General features: G+C 65.6%; 15 protein-coding genes. 14 read left to right on the plus strand and 1 reads right to left on the minus strand.

Annotated elements, in window-relative coordinates:
• Positions 1 to 16: 16 nt before the first annotated feature.
• From QA642_RS00175 to trmB, 10 genes are all read left to right on the plus strand, one after another.
• Complete coding sequence (locus QA642_RS00175; protein WP_283082851.1) at positions 17 to 472, plus strand: Fur family transcriptional regulator; 456 nt, start codon at positions 17 to 19, stop codon at positions 470 to 472.
• 204 nt (positions 473 to 676) lie between these two features.
• Positions 677 to 1,357 carry an HAD family hydrolase gene (locus QA642_RS00180; RefSeq protein ID WP_283082852.1) on the plus strand — a complete coding sequence of 227 codons (681 nt, stop codon included), beginning with the start codon at positions 677 to 679 and terminating at the stop codon, positions 1,355 to 1,357.
• Between the two features lie 191 nt (positions 1,358 to 1,548).
• Positions 1,549 to 2,943, plus strand: coding sequence for a tRNA (N6-isopentenyl adenosine(37)-C2)-methylthiotransferase MiaB (gene miaB / locus QA642_RS00185; protein WP_283082853.1), 1,395 nt, complete (start codon positions 1,549 to 1,551; stop codon positions 2,941 to 2,943).
• 64 nt (positions 2,944 to 3,007) lie between these two features.
• The gene (locus QA642_RS00190; protein WP_283082854.1) at positions 3,008 to 4,000 is read left to right on the plus strand and encodes a PhoH family protein; all 993 of its coding nucleotides are present in this window, start codon (positions 3,008 to 3,010) and stop codon (positions 3,998 to 4,000) included.
• Between the two features lie 59 nt (positions 4,001 to 4,059).
• Positions 4,060 to 4,569: an rRNA maturation RNase YbeY gene (ybeY, locus tag QA642_RS00195; protein WP_283082855.1), complete on the plus strand. Its 510-nt coding sequence runs from the start codon at positions 4,060 to 4,062 to the stop codon at positions 4,567 to 4,569.
• Between the two features lies 1 nt (position 4,570).
• Positions 4,571 to 5,689 (plus strand): hemolysin family protein, encoded by a 1,119-nt coding sequence (locus tag QA642_RS00200; RefSeq protein WP_283082856.1) that lies wholly within the window; start codon positions 4,571 to 4,573, stop codon positions 5,687 to 5,689.
• Complete coding sequence (lnt, locus tag QA642_RS00205) at positions 5,686 to 7,308, plus strand: apolipoprotein N-acyltransferase (RefSeq protein WP_283082857.1); 1,623 nt, start codon at positions 5,686 to 5,688, stop codon at positions 7,306 to 7,308. Before QA642_RS00200 ends, lnt begins: the two co-directional genes overlap by 4 nt.
• Positions 7,309 to 7,529: 221 nt before the next feature.
• Complete coding sequence (locus tag QA642_RS00210) at positions 7,530 to 7,943, plus strand: helix-turn-helix transcriptional regulator (protein WP_018319423.1); 414 nt, start codon at positions 7,530 to 7,532, stop codon at positions 7,941 to 7,943.
• An 85-nt stretch (positions 7,944 to 8,028) separates the two neighbouring features.
• The gene (locus QA642_RS00215; protein ID WP_283087120.1) at positions 8,029 to 9,186 is read left to right on the plus strand and encodes a M20 family metallopeptidase; all 1,158 of its coding nucleotides are present in this window, start codon (positions 8,029 to 8,031) and stop codon (positions 9,184 to 9,186) included.
• The gene (trmB, locus tag QA642_RS00220) at positions 9,183 to 9,893 is read left to right on the plus strand and encodes a tRNA (guanosine(46)-N7)-methyltransferase TrmB (RefSeq protein WP_283082858.1); all 711 of its coding nucleotides are present in this window, start codon (positions 9,183 to 9,185) and stop codon (positions 9,891 to 9,893) included. The genes QA642_RS00215 and trmB overlap by 4 nt, the downstream gene beginning before the upstream one ends.
• On the opposite strand, the gene QA642_RS00225 is transcribed toward trmB, so the two are convergent.
• The gene (locus tag QA642_RS00225; RefSeq protein ID WP_283082859.1) at positions 9,890 to 10,972 is read right to left on the minus strand and encodes a DUF2336 domain-containing protein; all 1,083 of its coding nucleotides are present in this window, start codon (positions 10,970 to 10,972) and stop codon (positions 9,890 to 9,892) included. The two genes, trmB and QA642_RS00225, sit on opposite strands and share 4 nt — an antisense overlap.
• 369 nt (positions 10,973 to 11,341) lie before the next feature.
• Here QA642_RS00225 and rimP point away from each other — a divergent pair, with 369 nt between their 5' ends.
• From rimP to infB, 4 genes are all read left to right on the plus strand, one after another.
• Entirely contained in the window at positions 11,342 to 12,097 is a 756-nt protein-coding gene (gene rimP, locus QA642_RS00230; protein WP_283082860.1) for a ribosome maturation factor RimP, read from the plus strand.
• Between the two features lie 2 nt (positions 12,098 to 12,099).
• Positions 12,100 to 13,710 carry a transcription termination factor NusA gene (nusA, locus tag QA642_RS00235; protein WP_283082861.1) on the plus strand — a complete coding sequence of 537 codons (1,611 nt, stop codon included), beginning with the start codon at positions 12,100 to 12,102 and terminating at the stop codon, positions 13,708 to 13,710.
• Between the two features lie 23 nt (positions 13,711 to 13,733).
• Entirely contained in the window at positions 13,734 to 14,417 is a 684-nt protein-coding gene (locus QA642_RS00240; RefSeq protein WP_283082862.1) for an RNA-binding protein, read from the plus strand.
• A gap of 71 nt (positions 14,418 to 14,488) precedes the next feature.
• Complete coding sequence (infB, locus tag QA642_RS00245; protein ID WP_283082863.1) at positions 14,489 to 17,197, plus strand: translation initiation factor IF-2; 2,709 nt, start codon at positions 14,489 to 14,491, stop codon at positions 17,195 to 17,197.
• Positions 17,198 to 17,332 lie beyond the last annotated feature (135 nt).

Consider the following 17,332-nt stretch of genomic DNA (forward strand, 5'->3'; position numbering starts at 1 on the left):
CCCAGGCAGACACATCATGACCGCACTGAAACCTTCTTCCGCATCCAAGGCGTCCGGCATCGAGGCGCGCTGTGCCGCCACCGGCATGCGCATGACCGAGCAGCGCCGTGTCATCGCCCGCGTGCTCGCGGAGGCGGCCGATCATCCCGATGTCGAGGAATTGTACCGGCGCTGTGTCGCCGTCGACGACAAGATCTCGATCTCGACCGTGTATCGCACCGTGAAACTGTTCGAGGATGCCGGCATCATCGAACGCCACGATTTCCGCGAGGGCCGCGCTCGCTACGAGACGATGCGCGACAGCCATCACGACCACCTCATCAATCTGCGCGACGGCAAGGTGATCGAGTTCACCTCCGAAGAGATCGAGAAGCTGCAGGCGGAGATCGCCCGCAAGCTCGGCTATCGCCTGGTCGACCACCGGCTCGAGCTCTATTGCGTCCCGCTCGACGACGACAAGCCGACGTCTTAAGTGCTTTTTCGAATTCCACGCATCGGCGCTCCTTCACCTCTCCCCGTTGGGGAGAGGTCGTTTTGCGCAGCAAATCGGGTGAGGGGACTCAAGTCTCACGAGAGACCGCAACCCCTCACCCGTCGCTTCGCGCCGACCTCTCCCTATGGGAGAGGTGGCACCGCCCGCCTTGCGGCAGAGTGCAATAGCCAAGTCACACACTGAATGCCCATCGATCTCATCATCTTCGATTGCGACGGCGTGCTCGTGGACAGCGAGGCGATCTCCTGTCGCGCGCATGCCGATGTGCTCACCCGCCACGGCTATCCGATCACGTCGGAACAGGTGTCCGAACGCTTCCTCGGCCGCTCGACAAAACAGGCCAATCTCGAGATCGAAGCCGAGCTCGGCCGTAAATTGCCCGAAGCCTATCACGGCGATCTGCAGGACGAGCTGTTTCGCGCCTTCGAAGCCGACCTCGAAGCGATCCGCGGCATCCACGACGTGCTCGACGTCCTGACGCAACGTGTCTGCGTTGCCTCGAGCGGTTCGCATCCGCGCATGCAAGTGAGCTTGGGGAGGACGGGGCTCTATCAGCGCCTCGCGCCGAACATCTTCTCGTCCTCGCAAGTGACGAACGGCAAGCCCGCACCGGACCTGTTCCTGTTCGCGGCCAAGGAAATGGGCGTGCCGCCGGAACGCTGCGTCGTCATCGAGGACAGTCTGGCTGGCATTACCGGCGCACGGGCGGCCGGAATGAAAGTATTCGGCTTTTACGGGGGCAGTCATTGCGGCGCCGGCCATGCCGAGACCCTGCGCCGGGCCGGCGCCGACCTGACCTTTGCCGACATGCACCAATTGCCGGAGCTGGTCCGGCGGGTCGAGGCGGACGCCCTGACGGGCTGATTTCGCCACTGGGTGTCATTCCGGGGCACGCGCCCAGCGCGTGAACCCGGAATCCAGAGGTTTTGGCCCGAGATTCCGGGTTCGATGCCACGCATCGCCCCGGAATGACGGCCGAAAATGGCTCCATTCGCTGGATTTTCGGCCCTCTAGCCTATATCTGAGGGCCGTCCTCCACATCCATTCCGGGTTCCATGACGCCGCCGCGCAAGCTGCACATCAAATCATATGGCTGCCAGATGAACGTCTACGATGCCCAGCGCATGGTGGACACGCTGGCGCCGGAAGGATTCGTCGAGACTGATAGCGCCGAGGAGGCCGACCTCGTCATCCTCAACACCTGCCACATCCGCGAGAAGGCCTCCGAAAAGGTCTATTCCGAGCTCGGGCGCTTACGCGTCGCCAAGGACGAGGCCGCGCGCTCCGGTCGCGCAATGCAGATCGCGGTTGCGGGTTGCGTGGCGCAGGCCGAGGGCGAGGAGATCGTGCGCCGTGCGCCTGTCGTCGACGTCGTGGTCGGGCCACAGAGCTATCATCAACTGCCGAATCTCTTGAAGCGCGCCGGCAGCGAAGGCCGCGCCATCGAGACCGAGTTTCCGGCCGCGGACAAGTTCGGCTTCCTGGCACAGCCGAAGCCCGATGCGATCCGCGCACGCGGCATTTCCGCCTTCGTCACGGTGCAGGAAGGCTGCGACAAGTTTTGTACGTTCTGCGTCGTGCCGTACACGCGAGGCTCGGAAGTTTCGCGACCGGTGACAAAAATCATCGACGACGTGAAGCGGCTCGCCGACAACGGGGTGCGCGAGCTCACGCTGATCGGCCAGAACGTCAACGCCTATCATGGCGAGGGCCCGGACGGAAAAACCTGGCCGCTCGGCCGGCTGCTCGAGCATTTGGCGACGATTCCCGGCATCGCGCGGCTGCGCTATTCGACCAGCCATCCCCGCGACGTCGATGACAGTTTGATTGCGGCCCACCGCGATCTCGATGCCTTGATGCCGTTCGTGCACCTGCCGGTACAATCGGGCTCGGACCGGATTCTCGCCGCCATGAACCGGAAACATACCGCCGATGATTATCTCGATGTCATCGACCGTTTCCGTACCGCACGCCAAGACATTGCTTTTTCATCAGATTTTATCGTCGGCTTCCCCGGCGAAAGCGAGCAAGATTTTCTCGCCACTCTCGCGCTTGTCACGCAAATCGGCTACGCTGCAGCATATTCGTTCAAATACTCCGCCCGGCCGGGAACGCCGGCCGCGGATATGCAGGAGACGGTGTCCCCCGCCGAGATGGACCAGCGATTGGAGCGGCTCCAGGAACTGATCGACAGCCAGCAAGCGGCCTTCAACAAGGCTGCGATTGGCTCAACGGTCGACGTGCTGTTCGAACGTCCGGCGCGCAAGGACGGCCAAATCGTCGGCCGCACCGCATTCCTCCAGCCCGCCCATGTGATGGCCTCGCCCGACATCATCGGACAGATCCTGCCTGTCAGGATCGACAGGCTCGAGCGCTACAGTTTCCTCGGCGAGCTCGCCATACCGCGCAGCGCGCGCGAGCCCGCTTTATCGCAAGCCACTGGAGCCTGAACCCTTGCCCAAAAGTGCATCGGATTCGTCTTCTATCGCTCCCAGCCGCAAATTTGACCGCGACATGCAAGTTCCGCCCGAGACCCAGGTCGTCATCGACTTCGACGACAACCGCGCCGCATCCGCGCTGGTCGGCCCCTATGGCCAGCACCTCGCGCAGATCGAGCGACGGCTCGGCGTCGTCGTCGATTCCAAGGGCAACCACATCACCATCGGCGGCACGCGCGACGGCTGCGATGCCGCGCGCCGGGTGCTGGAGACGCTCTACGCACAAGCCGTGAAGGGACAGGACCTCGACCAGGGCGAGGTCGAGGGCGCGATCCGCGCCGTGATCGCGCAGGGGTCGCTGTTCGAGTTCGACGCCAAATCGTCCAAGGCGACCTTCGACAGCATCAACCTGCGCAAGCGCCCGGTGCGCGCGCGCACCCCTGCGCAGGATTCCTACATCCGCGCGCTGAAGCGCCACGAGTTGGTGTTCGGCATCGGCCCCGCCGGCACCGGCAAAACTTGGCTCGCGGTGGCGCACGCCGCACAGCTGTTCGAGCGCAAGGAAGTCGACAAGATCATCCTGTCGCGGCCGGCGGTGGAAGCCGGCGAGCGGCTCGGCTTTCTGCCCGGCGATCTCCGCGAGAAGGTCGATCCGTATCTGCGCCCGATCTACGACGCGCTCTACGACCTCATGGACGCGCGCATCGTCGAGCGCGCGCTGCAGACCGGCGAGATCGAGATCGCGCCGCTCGCCTTCATGCGCGGCCGCACGCTGACCAATGCCGCCATCATCCTGGACGAGGCGCAGAACACCACATCGATGCAGATGAAGATGTTCCTGACCCGTCTCGGCGAGAACAGCCGCATGATCGTGACCGGCGATCCCTCGCAGATCGACCTGCCGAACGGCCAGACTTCCGGCCTGGCAGAAGCAACGCGCCTGTTGAGCGGCGTCGAAGGCATCGCCCAAGTTCATTTCAAGGCCGAGGACGTGATCCGCCACGAGCTCGTGGCGCGCATCGTCGCCGCCTACGAAGGTTTGCCGCAGCGGCCGGCCGGGCAATCCTGACGAGATAGCAACCGGACCAAGCGGGCGCGGACACAGCGCCTTTCGTCCCAGACAACACAATGGCCCATCCCAACCTTCCCATGACCGAGGTTCTCGTCGTTGCCGATTGCTGGCAGCGCGAACCCGATTCCGAAGCCGTGATCCAGCGCGCGGTAGCCGCCGCCGCCGAGAGCGTCGATGAAGACGTCGCCGACGCGGAAGTGGCTGTGATGCTGACCGATGACGCCGGCATCCGCACCCTCAACAGCAACTGGCGCGGCATCGACAAGCCGACCAACGTGCTGTCGTTCCCCGCGCTCCAGCCGGAGGGCGAGTGGAAGGAAGGCGATGCGCCGCGCATGCTCGGCGACATCGCGATCGCCTACGAGACCATGCGGCGCGAGGCGGACGAGGAACACAAGCCGTTCGACCATCATTTAAGCCATCTCGCTGTGCACGGTTTCCTGCATTTGATCGGCTACGACCACGAGAACGACGACGACGCCGAGGAAATGGAAGCGCTGGAGACGCAGATCCTGGCGCACCTCGGCATCCCCGATCCCTATGCCGAGCGCCCGGGGACGCATTGAGATGCCGGATTCAGAGCCTATTCACGACAATCCGCGCAACACGGCCAATCTGCCGGCCGTGGTGACGCCCGGCGAGGTGATGCGCCCGACCGCGGAAGGCTGGCTGCTGCGCGCCATCCGCACGCTGTTCGGCTGGAAGGCCGGATCGGTGCGCGACGACCTCCAGGTCGTGCTCGATGCGACCACGCCCGACGACACCGGCTTCTCGGCGGTCGAGCGCACCATGCTGCGCAACATCCTCGGCCTGCACGAGCGCCGCATCGCCGACGTCATGGTGCATCGCGCCGACATCGTCGCGGTGAAGCGCGACATCCCGCTCGGCGAGCTGATGGACCGCTTCGAGAGCGCCGGCCATTCGCGCCTCGTGGTCTACAACGAGACGCTCGACGATCCCGTCGGCATCGTCCACATCCGCGACCTGCTCGCGTTCATGACCGCGCGTGCGCGCGTGTCGGAAGCCGCCAAGACCAAGCGCAAGAAGCCGCTGCCGGCCGGGCTCGACCTGCGCGCGGTCGACCTCGCATTGCCGCTGGAGGATGCGCGTATCATCCGCAAGCTGCTCTACGTGCCGCCGTCGATGCGGGCGATCGACCTGCTCGCGCAGATGCAGGCGACGCGCATCCATCTGGCGCTGGTCGTCGATGAATATGGCGGCAGCGACGGGCTGGTTTCGCTGGAAGACATCGTCGAGCAGATCGTCGGCGAGATCGACGACGAGCACGACAGCGACGAGCCACCCTCGATCGTGCGCCTGCCCGACAACGCCTTCATCGCCGATGCCCGCGCCAGCCTCGACGACGTCCGCACCGTGATCGGTGAAGACTTCGTCACCGGCGAGGCCGGCGAGGAGGTGGAGACGCTGGGCGGCTATCTCGTCAGCTTCGTCGGACGCCTGCCGGTGCGCGGCGAGGTGATCTCGGGCCCCGGCCATTACGAGGTCGAGGTGCTCGATGCCGATCCGCGCCGCGTCAAGCGGCTGCGCATCTCGACACGCAAGGAACGGCCCGCCCCGCGCACCCAGCGCGAGAGCCGCCGCCGCGAGGCCACGCCGGACGGCAGTCAGCCGCCGGCCAGTGACACACCCACCCCGCCGCCGAGCGAGGGGACCGGCCAGCAGTGAGCGCGCTCCAGCGACTTCGGCAGATCGCGCTTGCCATCATCCTCACCTGGGGCTGGAAGCGCGCGCTCATCGCCATGGCGGCCGGCGCATTGTCGGTGCTGGCGCTGGCGCCGTTCAATATCTTCCCGGTACTGTTCATTACTTTTCCAGTGCTGGTCTGGCTGATCGACGGCGCCGGCGCGGGACGCTATGGCGGCGTGCCCGCCGCGGCGCTGACCGGCTACTGGTTCGGGCTCGGCTATTTCGTTCCCGGCCTCTACTGGATCGGCTACGCCTTCTTCGTCGACGCCGATGTGTTCGCCTGGCTGACGCCGTTCGCGGTGCTGGGCCTGCCGGCCTATCTCTCCATCTTCACGGCGATGGGCTTTGCGCTCGCGCGCCTGCTCTGGACCAAGAACGCCACGCGCGTGCTCGCGCTCGCGGCAAGCCTCACCATCAGCGAATGGCTGCGCGGTCACGCGCTGACCGGCTTCCCATGGAACACGTTCGGCTATGCGCTGTCCGAGCCGCTGCCGCTGGCGCAGACGGCGTCGCTGATCGGGCTGTGGGGCATGACGTTCCTGACGGTTGCGATCTTCGCGAGCCCCGCGACGCTGATCGACCGCACGCCCGATCGCCGCCTGCAATGGCGCGTGCCGGCGGCGGCGATTGCGCTCCTGATCGTCATGGCCATCTTCGGCGCGGTCCGGCTGTCGCTGCATCCGACCACGATGGTCGCGGGCACCAAGCTGCGGCTGATGCAGCCGGACCTGCAGCAGGACGCGAAATTCAACTATGCCGCCAAGGCGGAGGTGATGAAGAAATACCTCGCGCTGTCGGACCGCGCCTCGGGGCCGCAATCGACCGGCGTACGCGATGCCACCATCCTGATCTGGCCGGAATCCGCCTTTCCGTTCTTCCTGACCCGCGAAGCCGACGCGATGGCGCAGATCACCGAGCTGCTGCCGAAGGGCACGGTGCTGATCACGGGTTCGGTGCGCGCGCCCGATTTGCCGCGCGGGGTGCCGGTCACGCGCGCCTACAATTCGATCTATGTGATCGATCACGACGGCAGCGTGCTCTCGGTCTACGACAAGCTGCATCTCGTGCCGTTCGGCGAATTCCTGCCCTATCAGGACCTGATGGAGAAGCTCGGCTTCGAGCAACTCACGCGCGTGCGCGGCGGCTTCATTCCCGGAACTATGCGACATGCACTTTCGGTACCGGGCGCGCCGAGCGCACTGCCGCTGATCTGCTACGAAGCCATCTTTCCCGGCGAGGTTGCCGGACGCAACGAGCGTCCGGGCTGGATCGTGAACCTCACCAATGACGGCTGGTTCGGCATCTCGACCGGTCCCTATCAACATCTGGAGCAGGCGCGGATGCGCGCGATCGAGCTCGGACTGCCGCTGGTGCGCTCCGCCAATACCGGCGTCTCGGCGGTGATCGATCCGGTCGGGCGAACGATTGCCAGCCTCGGTCTCGGAATCGAAGGCATTTTGGATGCAAGCCTGCCCGCCGCGATCCCGCCGACCGTCTATGCGCGCGTCGGCGATGTGCCCGCAGCGATGCTCGTCGCGTTGGCGGTATTTCTGGCGCTCCGCCGCCGTGTTGCCCGTGTTGCCAAGCGGCACCCCTGATCGCACCGTCGCCGCCTGCCCCGGCGGAATCCTTTGACAACCGTAGTCCCACGGTTGACAGACTGCACGCGGGTTCCCCATTCTGCACTGGCTGCGAAAGACAGCTGTGCATTGCTAAATTTCTCCGCAATGTGACCCAATAACAGGGTTTGATTTTGACGATGCTGGCACCTGAGGCAACTTCTCGATTGCGCTGAAGGTGGTGTTTGGAGGCTGAGGAAATGTCGAAAGCGCCCAACCCTGTTGACAAATATGTCGGCAGTCGCGTGCGTATGCGCCGCATCATGTTGGGCATGAGCCAGGAAAAGCTCGGTGAAGCTTTGGGCCTGACTTTCCAGCAGATTCAGAAGTACGAGAAGGGCACCAACCGCGTCGGCGCGAGCCGCATCCAGCAGATCGCGGAGATCCTCCAGGTGCCGGTGTCGTTCCTGTTCGAGGGCGGCCCGAGCGGCGTGCCGGGGCCGGACGGCTTCAGCGAAGGCGCTTCGCCCTCTTACGTCTCCGACTTCCTCGCGACCTCCGAAGGTCTCGCGCTGACCAAGGCGTTCACCCGAATCACCGATTCGAAGATGCGCCGCTCGATCGTCGATCTCGTCGAGCAGATCGCCGCGCGCGAAGGCCCCGACAAGCGCTGAGGCGCCGACTCGATCCGATTTGAGACTGCGCGAAATCTGGCCTATGTCGTCATTTGCGGCCGCGTTTTGCTGCGCGCCCTTTCCGATGATGCAGTTCGAAGGCACAGATGCGTTCATGACCAGCGCCAATTGGTTCGATACCAAAACTATTCTCGATGGCATCCGCCGCTGGGTGGAGATCGAGACGCCGACGGATTCGCCTGAACAGGTCAACCGGCTGATGTCGTTGGTCGCGGATCAGCATCGCGATCTGTCCGTCACGCTCGAACGCGTCGCCGGCATCGACGGCTGCGGCGATCATCTCATCGCGCGTTCGGCGTGGGGGCAGGATCAGCCGGGCATCCTGGTCCTCAGTCATCTCGATACCGTTCACCCCATGGGCTTCATCGAGCGTCTGCCGTTCAAGGTCGAAGGCGACAGCGCATTCGGCCCCGGCATCTACGACATGAAGGGCGGCGCCTACATCGCCCATCACGCGTTTCGCGCGCTTTGCGCCGATGGCAATCGCTCACCGCTCGGCATCACGCATGTCTTCACCTCCGACGAGGAGATCGGCAGCCCGACCTCGCGTGCGCTGATTGAGAAGGAGGGACGCAAGGCCAAATACGTGCTGGTGACCGAGCCGGCGCGCGAAGGCGGCAAGATCGTCACCGGGCGCAAGGGCGTCGGACGCTTCCGCGTGCTCATCAAGGGCGTGCCTGCGCATGCCGGTACGCGGCCCCAGGACGGCCGCAGTGCCGTCCGCGAGCTCGCCAACGTGATTCTCGCGCTCGAAGGCATGAACGATCTGACGCGCGGCGTCACCGTGAATGTCGGCGTGGCGCGCGGCGGAACGCGCCCCAACGTGACGCCGGAAGAAGCTTATGCCGAGGTCGATCTGCGCGTGCCGAGCTTTGCCGACGCGGACGAATTCGTCGGCAAGATCCTCGGACTGACCTCGAAGACCGAAGGCGTCACCGTCACGGTCACGGGCGAGCTCAATCGTCCGCCCTACGAGAAGAGCAATGCCGGTGCCTCGCTGTACGAGCATGCCAAGACGCTCGCCGCCGAAATCGGCTTCGAGCTGATCGACACGCACACCGGCGGCGGCTCGGACGGCAATTTCACCGCCGCGCACACCGCAACGCTCGACGGCCTCGGCGTCGACGGCAAGGGCGCGCACACTCATTATGAGCAGCTCTATGTCTCCTCGCTCGCGCCGCGCGCGCGGCTGCTCCATCGGCTGTACCAGACGCTGCGATGAGTGAACGCAAGTCAGATCCCGATCGCGACGACAGCGAGCGCGCCTTCTTCGGGCGCCGCAAGGGCCACAAGCTGCGGCAGCACCAAGCCGAGCTGATCGATCAGCTGCTGCCGCACCTCGCGCTCGACATTGATGGTGAAGCGCCGGCGGATGCCGCGGAGATCTTCGATCCCGCGGCAGACGATGTGCGGCTCGAGATCGGCTTCGGCGGCGGCGAGCATCTCGCGGCCGAAGCGCAGCACTTCGCGACGACCGGCTTCATCGGCTGCGAGCCCTATGTCAACGGCATGGCCAAGATCCTCGCGCAGATCGAGGCTGCCAATATTTCCAACATCCGCCTGTTCGCCGGAGATGCCGCCGAGCTCCTGGCCTGGCTGCCGCGGGCTTCGCTGTCGCGGATCGACCTGATCCATCCCGATCCCTGGCCGAAGCGGCGGCACTGGAAGCGGCGCTTCGTCCAGGACAGAACGATCGCCGCGATGGCGCGCGTGCTGAAGCCTGGCGGCGAATTCCGCTTCGTCTGCGACATCGATGATTACTGCGCCTGGACGCTGTCGCATCTGGCGCGCTCTTCCGATTTCGTCTGGCTTGCCGAACGCGCCGACGATTTCCGCGAGCCATGGGCCGGCTACACCATGACGCGCTACGGCCGGAAGGCCGCGCGCGAGGGGCGCAAGGCGGCGTACTTGCGGTTCAGGCGAGTTTAGATCGTCTGCCGGTTGCGCCAGAAATTGACGACGCGCTCGGCCGTCGCCGGCATCAGGCGGGTGAAGTTGGTGCGCGCCGCCTCGATGTCGGCATCGGCCGGCGTGCGGTGCGGGCCGTACCAGAGCAGGACCAGGGCGCGCACCGTGGGCCAGCCGAGGTTCAGCATGCGACCCAGCACCAGGATCGGATCGTAGCGGTCGCCCCTGATCAGGCGGTCGAGGATCGAGAGCCGGACACCGGACATCGCCGAGAGCGATGCGATCGATTCCTCGTATTTGTTCGCCTTGGCGAAGCCGAGCAGTGCGCTCTCGCCGAGATGACCCTCGCGGTGCAGCGCGAGCACGGTGCGCTGCGCGCCGGAAAAATCGCGGCGCGGCCCCGGCGGCAGCGCCGCCTCCTCGATCGCGGCCATGGCGCGCTTGATCTCGACTTGACGCGCGGGATTGACCACGGTGGACAGACGGCGGCGGATGACGTCGAGCGTGCCGTCGAGGAGCTCCTTCAGCTGCTCGCCCGAGAGGTCGCTGCGCTGGCCGATCTTGAGCGTGAGCACGCCGTCCTGGGCCGCGCGCCTGACCAGCTCGGAATAGCTGCCGGGCGAGAACACCGCGCCGGCATTGCCCGCGGCGCGACGCACCACGTCGCGATCGCCGCGCTCGATCAGCACGTCGGTGATGACGGAAGACAAAGCCGGGCGCTCCGTCATCGCCAGCAGATGGCCTTGGCCCTTCAGCCGCGCGATCTCGACCAGAGCGGCGTCGTCGAGCACGGGCGAGCGGCGCAGCACAGGGCCCGCCACCATGATCTCGTTTTCGCGCGCGAGCTGGTTGACCAGATGCGGCGGCGCATTGTTCAGGCGCGAGAAGCGCTCGGCGAGATCGACCCGCGAGGCGAGCTCGGCATGGGGGACGAGATCGATCAGGAGATTGTCGAAGAGATCGATCAGCTCGGGACGGAGCCTTTCGGGATCCTGGAAGAACAGGTCGGAGATGGCGCGCGCGATCTCGCCACGACGCCTGGGGTCGCCGCGTTTGACGATATCGTCCAGTCCAGGAATGAGCGACGTGGCAACGGTCATGAAAACGCAAACTCGTACAGGGCACGCCGCGGGTGCGCCCTTGGTCCAAGCCGCCCCACAATCAGGGAATCTAGGCCTGCTTCATGAAAGAAGCGTTGCCTTAAGGGGGCCGCGAACCGGGCGCAAAAAGCCTCCTCGCCGCTGCGATGGGCCTTGTCCGGGGCAGCGGAAAGGGCTATATCAGCGCTAATTCATCTTCTCATACGATCCGCGTAGTGAGAGTGGGCCCGAAAGGACCCGCTCTTTTTTATTACCTGAGCGCGGCTTGGCGGAAGATGCGGCCCGGCGCGCTGTCGGGAAAGTTCCAAAGCGGGCTTTGTTAACCAAGCCTTAACCCAAGCGTTAACCAACGAGCGCCTGATCCCTGCGATGACCGAACCGACCACTGGTTCCACCGATGCCGAGTTGCTGGCCGAGCCGAGGCTCGTGGTCGAGCCTGGCGTGGCGGCACGGGTGTCTGCGGTCGCAACGCCTGTGCTCGAAGGCATGGGCTACCGCCTAGTGCGGATCCGCATCTCCGGCGAGGCCGGCTGCACCGTGCAGATCATGGCCGAGCGGCCGGACGGATCGATGCAGCTCGAGGATTGCGAGGCGATCTCGCGGGCGCTGTCGCCCGTGCTCGACGTCGCCGATCCCATCGACCGCGCCTACCGGCTGGAAATCTCATCGCCGGGCATCGACCGTCCGCTGGTGCGCCGTTCCGACTTCGAGCGCTTTTCCGGGCATCTCGTCAAGATCGAGATGGCTGTCGCCCATGAGGGGCGGAAGCGGTTCCGCGGCGCGCTCGGCGCCGTCGAAGGCGACCGCGTGCATCTGCATCGCGACGACGTCAAGGCCGGCGACAATCCCGATGTCCTCCTGACGATGGAAGACATCGGTGAGGCACGGCTGGTGCTGACCGACGAGCTGATCGCGGAATCGATGCGCCGCGGCAAGGCCGAGGAGCGGCAAATGCGCCGGGATCTCGGCCTGGAACCGCCGCAAGCACCGCACGCCAAGATCAGCGAGAAGACCACCAAGAATACCAGGCCGAAGAAGAAGCCGGCCCCGACCAATACCAAGAAGCATCGCCTGGCCGCCGAACGCGCGCGGCGTGGCGAGATCGAGCCTGACGAAGGAGACTAGCCATGGCAGTCAGCGCCAATCGACTTGAACTGCTCCAGATCGCCGACGCGGTTGCGCGCGAGAAATCGATCGACCGCGGCATCGTCATCGCAGCGATGGAGGACGCCATCGCCAAGGCGGCGCGCGCCCGTTACGGCAGCGAGACCGACGTTCATGCCGAGATCGACCCGAAGAAGGGCGAGCTGCGGCTGTCGCGCCACATGCTGGTGGTCGACAAGGTCGAAAACCATTCCAACCAGATCTCGCTGGTCGACGCGCAGCGCGCCAATCCCGGCGCCCAGGTCGGCGACACCATCGCCGACACCCTGCCGCCGCTGGAATATGGCCGCATCGCCGCGCAGTCGGCCAAGCAGGTGATCGTGCAGAAGGTGCGCGAGGCCGAGCGCGATCGGCAGTATCAGGAATTCAAGGACCGCATCGGCGACATCGTCAACGGCGTCGTCAAGCGCGTCGAATATGGCAGCGTGATCGTCGACCTCGGCCGCGGTGAAGCCATCATCCGCCGCGACGAGATGCTGCCGCGCGAAGTGTTCCGCAACGGCGACCGCGTCCGCGCCTACATCTTCGACGTCCGCCGCGAGACGCGCGGCCCGCAGATCTTCCTGTCGCGCACCCATCCGCAGTTCATGGCAAAGCTGTTCGCGCAGGAAGTGCCTGAGATCTATGACGGCATCGTCGAGATCAAGGCCGTGGCCCGCGATCCGGGCTCGCGCGCGAAAATCGGCGTGATTTCCCGCGATTCCTCGGTCGATCCGGTCGGCGCCTGCGTCGGTATGCGCGGCTCGCGCGTGCAGGCCGTGGTGAACGAACTGCAGGGCGAGAAGATCGACATCATCCCGTGGTCGCCCGACATCGCGACCTTCGTGGTCAACGCGCTGGCGCCCGCCGAAGTCTCCAAGGTCGTCATCGACGAGGACCGCGAGCGCATCGAGGTCGTGGTGCCCGACACCAACAACCAGCTCTCGCTGGCGATCGGCCGTCGCGGCCAGAACGTGCGTTTGGCCTCGCAGCTCACCGGCTGGGACATCGATATCCTGACCGAGCAGGAGGAATCGGAGCGCCGCCAGGCCGACTTCGAGAACTCCACCCGCGTCTTCATGGAATCGCTCAACGTCGACGAAGTGGTCGGCCAGCTGCTGGCGTCCGAAGGCTTCACCTCGGTCGAGGAACTCGCGATGGTGGACCTCAAGGAACTCGCCAGCATCGAAGGCTTCGACGAGGAGACCGCGCAGGAGCTCCAGAGCCGTGCCCGCGAATATCTCGAGCAGCAGGAAGCCGAGATCGAGGCGAGGCGCAAGGAGCTGGGCGTCGAGGACGCCGTCAAGGACGTGCCCGGTGTGACCTCGAAGATGCTGGTGAAGTTCGGCGAGAACGACATCAAGACGGTCGACGACCTCGCCGGCTGCGCCACCGACGATCTGGTCGGCTGGACCGAGCGCAAGGAAGGCGGCGAGCAGACCAAGCATCCGGGTGCGCTCGACGGGATCGACATCTCCCGTGACGATGCCGAAGCGATGATCATGCAGGCCCGCGTCAAGGCCGGCTGGATCACCGAGGCCGATCTCGCCAAGCCTGCTGAAGAGGCCGAGGCGACCGAAGATCAGCCGGCTTAAGGACGAAGGAGAATGTCGCCCGGATGCTCGCAGACACTGCTCACGAACTTGACCATGGACCGCGGACCGAAAGGTCCGCGACCATGCGCATGTGCGCGGTCAATCGCGAGGTCCGGCCGATCGACGAGCTGATCCGCTTCGTCGTATCCCCTGACGGGCAGATAGTTCCCGATCTCAAGCGCAAGCTGCCCGGGCGGGGCATGTGGATCACCGCCTCGCGCGAGGCGGTTGCGGAAGCCGTCCGGCGTCACCAATTTAGCAAAGCCTTCAAGCGCGAGCTGCGCACCCCTCAGACGCTTCCAGCCGATATCGAGGCGCTCCTGGTTCGGAGCGTGACGGAAGCCCTTGGGATCGCCGCCAAGGCGGGCCAGGTCGTGGCCGGCTTCGGCAAGGTCGAAAGCGCGCTTCGGGAAGGCACGGTCGAGGCCCTGATCCACGCCAGCGACGGGGCCGCGGACGGAATCCGCAAATTGGACACGCTGGCGCGTCAAAATGCCGGAAATCGCGGCGCCAAGCCGCCGATTCCCGTCGTCACCGCACTGAAATCGGTAGAATTGGATTTGGCACTAACCCGGTCAAATGTGATACATGCTGCCCTGCTCGCGGGCCCGGCGAGCAAGTCATTCCTGTCGCGTAGCCAGATGCTGGTCCGATACCGGATGGCGGACGCTGACAAGACTGCCGAAAAGCCCGGCCAGGATTTCTGAAAGACAACGACGACCCGATAGGACGGTGCGGGAACGCACACCATTAACAAGATCAGGATTAGGACTGCTGAATGGTTGATACCAAGACCCCTGGCGACAAGAAGCTGAGCGTTCCGAGCAAGACGCTATCGCTCAAGCCGCGCGTCGAAACGGGCACTGTGCGCCAGAGCTTCAGCCATGGCCGCAGCAAGCAGGTCGTGGTCGAGAAGCGCGGCAAGCGCCGCATCGACGGCACCCCTGAGCCGCAGACTGCCGAGGCGCCGAAGCCCGCGCCGGCTGCGCCCGCACCCGCACCAGTACGCCCGGCGCCGCCGCGCAACGCCGGCTCCGGCGTAGTGCTGCGCACGCTGACCGAGGACGAACGTTCGGCCCGCGCCAGCGCGCTGGCCGACGCCAAGCTGCGCGAAGTCGAGGAACGCCGCCAGGCCGAAGAAGAGGCCCAGCGCCGTGCCGTCCGCGAAGCTGCCGAACGCGCCGAGCGCGAGGCTGCCGAATCCCGCCGCAAGGCCGAGGAAGAGCGTCACCGTCACGAGGACGAGGCCAAGCGCAAGGCCGAGACCGAAGCCAAGAAGCGTTTTGGCGAAGGCGAGCAGCCGGCCGCTGCCCGCCCCGCAGCTGCTGCGGCCCCGGCCGCTCCGGCGCCGCGTTCCGGCGTGCCCGCAGCGCGGCCCGGCGCTCCCGCCACCACGGCACGCCCGGGAACCACGACTGCACGTCCCGGAACAACCACGCCGCGTCCGGCCGGCGGCGGCCCGCTCGGCCGCGCCCCCGCGGTCGCAGCCGGTCCCGACGAGGATGACGGTCCGCGCCAGATCCGTCGCGGTCCCGGTGGTGCTGCACGTCCTGCGGCAGCGCCCAAGACCACGCACAAGCCCGGCCCGCAGAAGGAGCGCGGCCGCCTGACCGTCGTCACGGCGCTCAATGCCGACGAGGTGCGCGAGCGTTCGATCGCATCGTTCCGCCGCCGCACCCAGCGCCTGAAGGGTCACGCCTCGAACGAGCCGAAGGAAAAGCTCATCCGCGAGGTGACGATCCCGGAAGCGATCACGATCCAGGAACTCGCCAACCGCATGTCGGAGCGCGCGGTCGACGTCATCCGCATGCTGATGAAGCAGGGCGCGATGCACAAGATCACCGACGTGATCGACGCCGACACCGCGCAGCTGATCGCCGAGGAGCTCGGCCACACCGTCAAGCGCGTTGCCGCCTCCGACGTCGAGGAAGGCCTGTTCGACCAGGTCGACGATTCCACCGACACCGAGACGCGTTCGCCCGTCGTGACGGTGATGGGCCACGTCGACCACGGCAAGACCTCGCTGCTCGACGCGCTCCGTCATGCCAACGTGGTCTCCGGCGAAGCCGGCGGCATCACCCAGCATATCGGCGCCTATCAGGTGTCCTCGCCCGAAACCGGCAAGAAGATCACCTTCATCGACACGCCCGGCCACGCCGCGTTCACCGCGATGCGCGCCCGCGGCGCCAAGGTCACCGACATCGTCGTGCTGGTGGTTGCGGCCGACGACGGCGTGATGCCGCAGACGGTGGAAGCCATCAACCACGCCAAGGCGGCAGGCGTGCCGATCATCGTTGCCATCAACAAGATCGACAAGCCCGACGCCAAGCCCGAGCGCGTGCGCACCGAGCTGCTCCAGCACGAGGTGCAGGTGGAATCCTTCGGCGGCGACGTCGTCGACGTCGAGGTGTCCGCCAAGAACAAGACCAATCTCGACAAGCTGCTCGAGATGATCGCGCTCCAGGCCGAAATTCTCGACCTCAAGACCAATTCGGAGCGTCCGGCCGAAGGCACGGTAATCGAAGCCAAGCTCGATCGCGGCCGCGGTCCGGTCGCAACCGTGCTGGTCCAGCGCGGCACGCTCCGTGTCGGCGACATCATCGTCGCCGGCGCCGAGATGGGCCGCGTCCGCGCGCTGATCTCGGATCAGGGCGAGACCGTGCAGGAAGCCGGCCCCTCGGTGCCGGTCGAAGTGCTCGGCTTCAACGGTCCGCCGGAAGCCGGCGACCGTCTCGCCGTGGTCGAGAACGAAGCCCGCGCCCGCCAGGTCACCAGCTACCGCGCGCACCAGAAGCGCGAGAACGCGGCAGCCTCGATCTCCGGCATGCGCGGCTCGCTCGAGCAGATGATGTCGCAATTGAAGACGGCGGGCCGCAAGGAGTTCCCGCTGATCGTCAAGGCCGACGTGCAGGGCTCGCTGGAAGCGATCCTCGGCTCGCTGGAGAAGCTCGGCACCGACGAAGTCGCAGCCCGCATCCTGCATGCCGGCGTCGGCGGTATCTCGGAATCCGACGTGACGCTCGCCGAAGGCTTCAACGCCGCGATCATCGGTTTCTCGGTTCGTGCCAACAAGGAGGCCGCTGCGGCCGCCAAGCGCAACGGCATCGAGATCCGCTACTACAACATCATCTACGACCTCGTGGACGACGTGAAGAAGGCGATGAGCGGTCTGCTCGCGCCGACGTTGCGCGAAACCATGCTGGGCAATGCCGAGATCCTGGAGATCTTCAACATCTCCAAGGTCGGCAAGGTTGCCGGCTGCCGCGTCACCGACGGCACCGTGGAACGCGGCGCCAATGTGCGCCTGATCCGCGACAACGTCGTCGTGCACGAAGGCAAGCTGTCGACGCTGAAGCGCTTCAAGGACGAAGTGAAGGAGGTCCAGTCCGGTCAGGAATGCGGCATGGCCTTCGAGAACTATCACGACATGCGTGCCGGTGACGTCATCGAGTGTTATCGCGTGGAGACGATCCAGCGCTCCCTGTAAGTCCAAATCTTACCGAAGCGCCCGGATCTTTTTGAGCTGAAATTGCGGGAGTGCGATGGCCGGATTTTTTCCGGCCATCCGCGCCTCATTCGTTTCAACAGGACAAATGACAATGCTCGTGTCCCAAACACGGGC

It is taken from the genome of Bradyrhizobium sp. CB2312, assembly GCF_029714425.1.
Lineage (GTDB): Bacteria > Pseudomonadota > Alphaproteobacteria > Rhizobiales > Xanthobacteraceae > Bradyrhizobium.

Excerpts from the sequence above, each read along its gene's own strand:
- QA642_RS00175 (WP_283082851.1), top strand. The coding sequence starts at position 17 with ATGACCGCACTGAAACCTTCTTCCGCATCCAAGGCGTCCGGCATCGAG.
- rimP (WP_283082860.1), top strand. The coding sequence starts at position 11,342 with ATGACCGAACCGACCACTGGTTCCACCGATGCCGAGTTGCTGGCCGAG.
- ybeY (WP_283082855.1), top strand. The coding sequence starts at position 4,060 with ATGGCCCATCCCAACCTTCCCATGACCGAGGTTCTCGTCGTTGCCGAT.
- QA642_RS00215 (WP_283087120.1), top strand. The coding sequence starts at position 8,029 with ATGATGCAGTTCGAAGGCACAGATGCGTTCATGACCAGCGCCAATTGG.
- QA642_RS00225 (WP_283082859.1), bottom strand. The coding sequence starts at position 10,972 with ATGACCGTTGCCACGTCGCTCATTCCTGGACTGGACGATATCGTCAAA.
- miaB (WP_283082853.1), top strand. The coding sequence starts at position 1,549 with ATGACGCCGCCGCGCAAGCTGCACATCAAATCATATGGCTGCCAGATG.
- QA642_RS00210 (WP_018319423.1), top strand. The coding sequence starts at position 7,530 with ATGTCGAAAGCGCCCAACCCTGTTGACAAATATGTCGGCAGTCGCGTG.
- infB (WP_283082863.1), top strand. The coding sequence starts at position 14,489 with ATGGTTGATACCAAGACCCCTGGCGACAAGAAGCTGAGCGTTCCGAGC.
- trmB (WP_283082858.1), top strand. The coding sequence starts at position 9,183 with ATGAGTGAACGCAAGTCAGATCCCGATCGCGACGACAGCGAGCGCGCC.
- QA642_RS00240 (WP_283082862.1), top strand. The coding sequence starts at position 13,734 with ATGCTCGCAGACACTGCTCACGAACTTGACCATGGACCGCGGACCGAA.
- QA642_RS00200 (WP_283082856.1), top strand. The coding sequence starts at position 4,571 with ATGCCGGATTCAGAGCCTATTCACGACAATCCGCGCAACACGGCCAAT.
- QA642_RS00190 (WP_283082854.1), top strand. The coding sequence starts at position 3,008 with ATGCAAGTTCCGCCCGAGACCCAGGTCGTCATCGACTTCGACGACAAC.
- QA642_RS00180 (WP_283082852.1), top strand. The coding sequence starts at position 677 with ATGCCCATCGATCTCATCATCTTCGATTGCGACGGCGTGCTCGTGGAC.
- nusA (WP_283082861.1), top strand. The coding sequence starts at position 12,100 with ATGGCAGTCAGCGCCAATCGACTTGAACTGCTCCAGATCGCCGACGCG.